Origin of the sequence: Psychrobacter sp. AOP7-B1-24 (assembly GCF_052376215.1) — a bacterium.
In the GTDB taxonomy this organism is placed as follows: Bacteria; Pseudomonadota; Gammaproteobacteria; order Pseudomonadales; family Moraxellaceae; genus Psychrobacter.
The window spans coordinates 57862-64905 of the sequence record NZ_JBQSVL010000013.1; the positions used below are offsets into that span (position 1 = coordinate 57862).

The following is a 7044-nucleotide window of genomic DNA, read 5'->3' on the forward strand; positions in this document are numbered from 1 at the left end:
CCTACTAAAAAATAATCCTTGGATTTTAGGGTCGGGCTGTATCTTGCAGAGTATAGTGATTGAACGTTGTGAAACTGAGTGGGTAGGACGTTAAACTGAATATTATAAGGTTGGCTATGATGAAAGGGTTATTGCTATCAGTAGGTTTGTTTTTGTGTGTGTCATCAGGGCATGCACACATACAAACGCATACGCCAACACATGACAAAAGCCACGCTCATATGAAAGTACAAGGCTGTGACAATATCGAAGCTTACGATGATCATCTCCATGAAACATCTAATATTTCAAAAGTAGATATAGACACCCAAGGGGTAATAGATGCTTGTCAGTATGCGGTATCAGAAAACCCTAATAATCCGTATGATATTTATCAATTAGCCCAAGCTTATTACAATCATAAAGATTATGCCCAAGCCTATGATTACTATCGCCAAGCTGCCGAGGATGGTTATGCATCTGCTGAGCAAAGTCTGGGCAAGCTTTATAGAATGGGTCGCGGGGTTGCTCAATCTGATGCTGAAGCGGCGAAATGGTTTTTGAAAGCGGCAAAGCAAGGAGACGTCCATGCGCAGTCTGATCTGGGCGGTATGTATTATCAAGGTCGTGGCGTGGTGCAGTCTCATGAACAAGCGTTAAAGTGGACGCTGTCAGCTGCTGAACAAGGCGATTCTTATGCTCAGTATAATGTGGGGCTCATCTATGAGACGGGTAGAGGCGTCACTCAGTCATACGAGAAAGCCATAGAGTGGTATCAAAAATCTGCTGACCAAGGCAACACTTCTGCGCAATCCAAACTGGACTACTTGCGACGTTAGGTTTTTATCTCAACCGTTATTTGACTATTAGGTAGAAAGTGGCACAGGCTAATATTATTAGCTATCTTCCGCCACTGTTTCATTCAGAAGATGCGAAAGAAGGTGTAATGGCGATGGTTGAGAGACGTGAGGCTGAGTTTAAGGGAAAGTAGATGTAATTTGATAAGTGGAGTTAACGCTATATATAGTTGCATTCAGTGCATAATGCAATTACCAATATATCTGCAAAAAGTAGTTAGGCGAGTGCATAAATAGTCGTAGTTGATATCCGCTACATTACTATAAATATCATAAGCTTAGTTGCTATTAGGGATTTATATTTGTTAGTAAGGTTTACGTATTATTTCTATCAAAGTCATGATTGTTAAACAAGGTGTTTATCTCACTCAACCAGCGTTCATCCAAGTTTTTAATAGGTTTGCCAATGGTGACTGCCTCATGTCTAGTGGTATTAGGATAAGCATTCATTAGCATCTGATTAATATGGCTCATGGAAGTCGGTGTGACATGCTGGGCGCTATTATTAACGTATTGCTTTAGCGCTTGTAAGTTACTCAAGCGTTTTTCGGGTGTGTCTAAATGATCATAATTAGTGGTTTGATAGGCGCTTACAATTAAGACATCTGGTATGGTTTTTTCTAATAAATGTGCACACCAACGACTATGACCATCGATGACAATATGGCTGAGCATAGAACTTTGCCACCATAACAGTAAAGGCGGACAAGCTTTCTCTCTTATCTTTTTTCGCCACCACTTTACACGCCCATCATGAGCATAAGGTAAAGGTTTCAATGGTAATGGCGTATCTGGAGATTGGTTCCAATCTATTCTGATATGATTCTCTCTGGGATACTCAAAAGTATAATCACATTCTTGATGCAAAAAGCTCCAGTAATAGCGCGGGGTTAATTTAACTAAATTGCTTTCAGGTTCTGGTATTGATTCAAGGTCGAAGGGGGTCGTAATGCGCCAGTGTCCTTTATGTAAAAAGCTGGCAGGAGTATTAATTAAAGCTTTTGCAAAGAAGTTTGCCCAGTAGCGAGCAGGGTTGGATGGGTTAGCTTGTTTAAAGCTTTCAATATTCGCCGAAGTAATAGGATTAATAGGCATCTGTTGACGTAGCCAAAGTTTATTTGGACGGAAAAAATCTACGTTATTATAATCTTCAGAAATTCTGCCCCAATATAAAGTATGGTCATGACTGCCTAATAAAAATCGTTGCTTCGTACCACCAGTAAACAGATGATAGTATGGTTCAAAGCTAGATGGGACATCAATTTGAGTGAATTGCCATTGTTCATAGGCGTTTATATGCTCGTAAAAATAAGCACCTGACATTATTCATTTCCATTTTTAGTTTTTTAGATTGAAAAATAGTAAATTATTTATAATCAAATCCATATAAATCCGCTACACCGTTACCCTCGTAAACCTTACTAATGTATCGCTTGCACTCGGTTTGTTTGTATCGAATTATTTGAACTTAACTATACTTAATTCTGATAAAACATCTATAAGGGCTATACATATTAAGGTATATTATCTAAGGCATGTTCTTATCTAAAATGTAATGTTAAGATTGAGGATATGCTCTAGTACTCCAAATGGTAGTCTCACCAATAAAAGTGAACAGCTAAAATAAAAATGAAATTTAGATAAATACTCGTCCAAATGCTAACAGATATTTGAAGGGAGTATTGTTTTTTATACTTTATTTAAGGTGGCAGATAATAGCGAATGGTAGGATTGGCTCCAGCTTTATAATAACTTTGATAGCTACAGAGTTTAAAGCGGCACTTCAAAACACCAGAAAGCAAACCAAACATACCAATCAAAAAAACCTCGCAATCGCGAGGTTTTCTGTTTTATAGAGTATGACTGGCTATAACAACACCAGCCTCAGTGTTAACCACTCAACTATAGTTATTTAGCTTTTTGGTAGTAATCAACCATCATCGTACCTAGCGTGCCATTGTCATCGATCGTGACGATTCTGACCGTACCTGATTGTGCTGCGGTACTCGACTGCACTTGTCCGGCATTACCTAAGACGACTTGGTTGTTTTTGGCTGCCTTCGCCTCGTTACCGATAGCGATGCTGTTCATGCCAGCTGCCATAGATTTATTACCTACTGCTACCGAGTTTGCGCCTTGTGCTGCGGCCGCTTCACCAACTGCGGTAGAGCGAACACCACTAGCGTCAGCTAAATGACCGAAAGCTTGTGCACGCTCGCTTGTGGCTTTAGATTTCCAGCCGATAGACGTTGAGCCTAGACCAGCAGCATTGGCTTCACCGCCGACAGCGGTTGCTGAGTTCAGACCTGCATTGGCTTTGTTACCGACAGCGACTGTATCGTTAGTGCCACCAGCCATGGCTGCTTCACCAACTGCGGTAGAGCGAACACCGCTAGCATTGGCTAAATGACCGAACGCTTGGGCGCGTTCAGCAGTAGCTTTTGACTGCCAACCGATAGAGGTTGAGCCTAGACCAGCAGCATTGGCTTGACCACCGACAGCGGTTGCTGAGTTTAGACCCGCATTGGCTTGACTACCGATAGCGACGGTATCATTAGTGCCGCCAGCCATGGCTGCTTCACCAAGCGCGAGGGCAGTACTGCTAGTAGCACTGGTGGTCATTTGGGTATCTGACATTTGATGTTCAGCACCTGTTGCCATCGTCGTGCATGCTGTGGTTGCGGCGATGGCTAAAGTAAGCGCACCAACTTTGAGTGTTGTGCTTGTAAGTGCTACGTTTGATAGAGAGTCCATTTTCATTATGCATCGTCCTGTAAAAAAGCCATAGAGGCTTTAGGGTGGGTTTATAAATGGCTTAGGGTCATCAGGTAAATAGTGTTGATATACGGTGATGACATTAGTTCCATTTAGTAGTTCAGATTAACTATACGCCTTCTACATTAACTTATAATGACAGATCAAGCAATAAATACTCTACACCTTCAAAAAGTAGTTAAACGGATTATTCAATAGTCATGGTTTAAAACACGCTAACTATTCGTCTATCCATATAACAATCATAAAGCCATTGGCGATGACGCCCTTCATGTTGTACCCTAAACCACTATTTTTATAATTAAGAAGAACACCAATGCAATACAACTTTGATGAGATAATCGATAGAAGTAATACAGGCTCACTCAAATGGCACTATAACGATGACACGATTCCGTTATGGGTGGCGGATATGGATTTTAAGGCTGCGCAGCCTATCTTAAATGCAATTGAGCAAACAGTGCAGCATGGCATATTGGGTTATACCAAACCTACCGAGGCTTTGTATGACTCAATTATTCAATGGCATGGCAGTCGTTATGGGTTGCAGCTGACCAAAGAAAACATACTGTTCTCACCTGGTGTCGTACCAAGCCTAGCGCTAATGATGAATGTCTTTACCGAAGTAGGTGAGGCAGTACTGGTCAACGATCCTATTTATACGCCGTTTATGAGTAAGGTTGAGCAAAATGGACGCCAGCTCGTAATCTCTGCGTTACAAGAGGTTGAGGGTAGATATCAGCTAGATCTGGCTGATATCGAAGCCAAAATCATCGAGCATGACGTTAAGCTTTACCTGCTGTGTAACCCACAAAATCCGGGCGGGCGCGTATGGACGACAGATGAGCTAGAGGCATTGCTTGCGATTTGCAAAAAGCACAACGTGGCGATTGTCAGTGATGAGATTCATCAAGATTTAACCTTGACTGGTCACACGTTTACGCCATTTCTAACCCTAGCTAAAGGCTATGAGCATAATGTAGTCAGTCTGACATCGATGACCAAAACCTTTAACATCGCAGGTATCAAAGGTTCTATGATATTTGCGACAGACGAGGCATTAGTCAAAAAAATCAGCCAACAGCAGCAGTTAAATGACGAGTACGAGCTGAACTTATTTGCTTATACAGCGATGCGTGTGGCGTATGAGCAGGGCGGTGAGTGGCTGGCGCAGGCGCTGAGTTATATCGAAGCCAATATCGATGTAACGGTACAGTTTTTAGAAGAGCATTTGCCTAAAATTAAGGTCATGCGCCCAGAAGCTTCGTACCTAATCTGGGTAGATTGCTCGGCATATGCTCAAGATGATCAAGTGCTATATGACACACTTCGAGCTGCCAAGGTTGAGCTGAGCGCAGGATATAAATACGGTGAGGAAGGACGTCTTAAAATGCGTATTAATGTCGCTTGCCCTAGAGCTTTGCTACTCGAAGGATTAAATCGTATGCATATGGCATTGAGTGAGTCAGCCGATACTATAGTCAATCCTCTATAAAAGAGTTACAGCGTTAACCTCACTTGAGGTATCACCTATACATCTGCGCTCGGTTGCCTTGTATCTCTTTTAAACTGAATCAACTACATATAATTAAGGTGACGCATCTCATATAGCGGACAAATAAAAAGGCTGGACTACATTGGTAGTCCAGCCTTTTGTGAATGGTATTCAAACAACATCAATGCTGGTTTCAATTAATGATAATTACTCATCATTTTTAGCGTTCTCAGCATTTTCAGTATCCTCACGCATTTGCTCCCACTCTTCATTTTGATGCATGACTGAGCCTTCGAGTGCTTCTGAGGTTTCGCCTTCTTCCCATGGTGCATTGTCAGGAAGTTCTTCGATATGAATGGTTTTGACACTGTAATCAGGTTGATACGCAAGGTCGTATCGAGCCGCTTTAATCACAGATATCATCATCATACATAGAATGATAATGAGCGGGGCACCAGCGAAAATAGATGCCGTTTGCAAGGTTTGTAGATCGCCCAAGAACATTAAAATAGCGGGTAATAAACACAAAGTGAATGCCCAAAATAAGCGATTCCAACGATGTGGCTCATCGTCCACCTCTCTCTGCACGACAGATGCCAAGATATAAGAGATAGAGTCAAAGGTCGTCGCGGTAAAGATAACCGCTAAAAAGGTAAACACTGCGATGACCAAATAAGACATCGGTAAGCTGTTTAAGATAGCAAAGATGGCAGCCGTTGGAGACTCATTATTGAGCACTGCAACCACATCGACCGTCCCTGTTAATTGTAAGTACAGACCATAATTGCCTAAGATAACCATAAACATAGCACAGCCAAGCGAGCCATAGAACATCGACCCCAAGACCATATTACGTATGGTACGTCCTCTAGAGATTTTGGCAATAAACAGTCCAATAGTTGGCGCAAATACCAACCACCATGCCCAGTAGAAAACCGTCCAATCTTGCGGGAAAGTTGTGTGTTCAAAGCCGAACTCTGGGAAATCTTTAAAGGGCTCGATATACGTCATCATGCGTGGCATTTCAGTGATGGAGCGCCCGATGGCTTCTAAACCAGTGTTCAAGATAAAGACGGTTGGCCCGACAACCAAAATGAATAACAAGAAAATGACAGCTAGGTAAAAGTTAATGTTAGAGAGCTTTTGGATGCCACCTTTTAGCCCTTGATAGGCGCTATAAGCGAAAATCATGGTGGTCACCAACAATACGACAATTTGCATCGTGGTGTTGCGCGGCAAACCAAACAGGTTGTGTAAGCCTTCATTGATAAGCGGAGAGGCCAGACCTAGCGTTGTCGCACCGCCACCAACCATGCCAAAAATGAACAAAACGTCAAGCATCTTGGCCCAATTGCTGCCAGCCAGTTTTTCACCCAACAACGGCATGAGCGTTTGGCTGACTTTGAGTACAGGTGTCTGACGCACATAATAAAAGTAAGCGATAGGCACAGCAGGTACTAAGTAGATAGACCAAGCCACAGGTCCCCAGTGAAAAATACCGTAAGTAGTCGCCCAACGAATGGCATCAGGTGAGCCGCCAGGTAGATTAAAAGGAGGGCCTTGATAATAATATGCCCACTCAATCAGTCCCCAATAAAGAATACTGGCGCCAATACCACCGCAAAATAACATGGACGCCCAAGAAGAATCTGAGAACTCAGGCGTTTCTTCTGGGCGGCCTAGTTTGATTTTACCGATATCAGATATCACGATGTAAATGACGAACATCATGGCGAGCGCACCGAATGCTAGGTACGCAAAACCAAAGTTATCTACTACAAAGCTGCGAGCTATTCCCACCCAAGCTTTGCCCTGTTCGGGAAACACTATTAAAGGTATAGCGATACTAAAAAGGATGGCGAGCACCATAAAGAAAGTAAATTTATCGATGCGGGTATCAGGTACGTGGTCAGGTCGCCACTGTGGCACTGACATCCC

The 7044-nt window shown here is 42.6% G+C and carries 5 protein-coding genes and 1 pseudogene; 3 read left to right on the forward strand and 3 right to left on the reverse strand.

Annotated elements, in window-relative coordinates; translation table 11 throughout:
• Positions 1 to 116 precede the first annotated feature (116 nt).
• On the forward strand, positions 117 to 818 hold the full coding sequence (locus ACT3QP_RS04820) for a tetratricopeptide repeat protein (RefSeq protein WP_444524664.1): 702 nt from the start codon (positions 117 to 119) through the stop codon (positions 816 to 818).
• A gap of 41 nt (positions 819 to 859) precedes the next feature.
• Positions 860 to 970: pseudogene (locus ACT3QP_RS04825) on the forward strand (crotonase/enoyl-CoA hydratase family protein); the annotation flags it as partial.
• Between the two features lie 181 nt (positions 971 to 1151).
• Here the strand turns inward: ACT3QP_RS04825 and ACT3QP_RS04830 are convergent.
• Together ACT3QP_RS04830 and ACT3QP_RS04835 are read right to left on the reverse strand one after the other, a co-directional pair.
• Positions 1152 to 2159 carry a hypothetical protein gene (locus tag ACT3QP_RS04830; RefSeq protein ID WP_444524665.1) on the reverse strand — a complete coding sequence of 336 codons (1008 nt, stop codon included), beginning with the start codon at positions 2157 to 2159 and terminating at the stop codon, positions 1152 to 1154.
• 585 nt (positions 2160 to 2744) lie between these two features.
• The gene (locus ACT3QP_RS04835; protein ID WP_444524666.1) at positions 2745 to 3596 is read right to left on the reverse strand and encodes a hypothetical protein; all 852 of its coding nucleotides are present in this window, start codon (positions 3594 to 3596) and stop codon (positions 2745 to 2747) included.
• A 331-nt stretch (positions 3597 to 3927) separates the two neighbouring features.
• Between ACT3QP_RS04835 and ACT3QP_RS04840 the strand changes: the two genes are divergently transcribed.
• Positions 3928 to 5106 (forward strand): MalY/PatB family protein, encoded by a 1179-nt coding sequence (locus tag ACT3QP_RS04840; protein WP_444524667.1) that lies wholly within the window; start codon positions 3928 to 3930, stop codon positions 5104 to 5106.
• A 207-nt stretch (positions 5107 to 5313) separates the two neighbouring features.
• Here ACT3QP_RS04840 and ACT3QP_RS04845 read toward each other — a convergent pair.
• On the reverse strand, positions 5314 to 7044 hold a 1731-nt coding region (locus ACT3QP_RS04845), incomplete at its 5' end, for a BCCT family transporter (protein ID WP_444524668.1).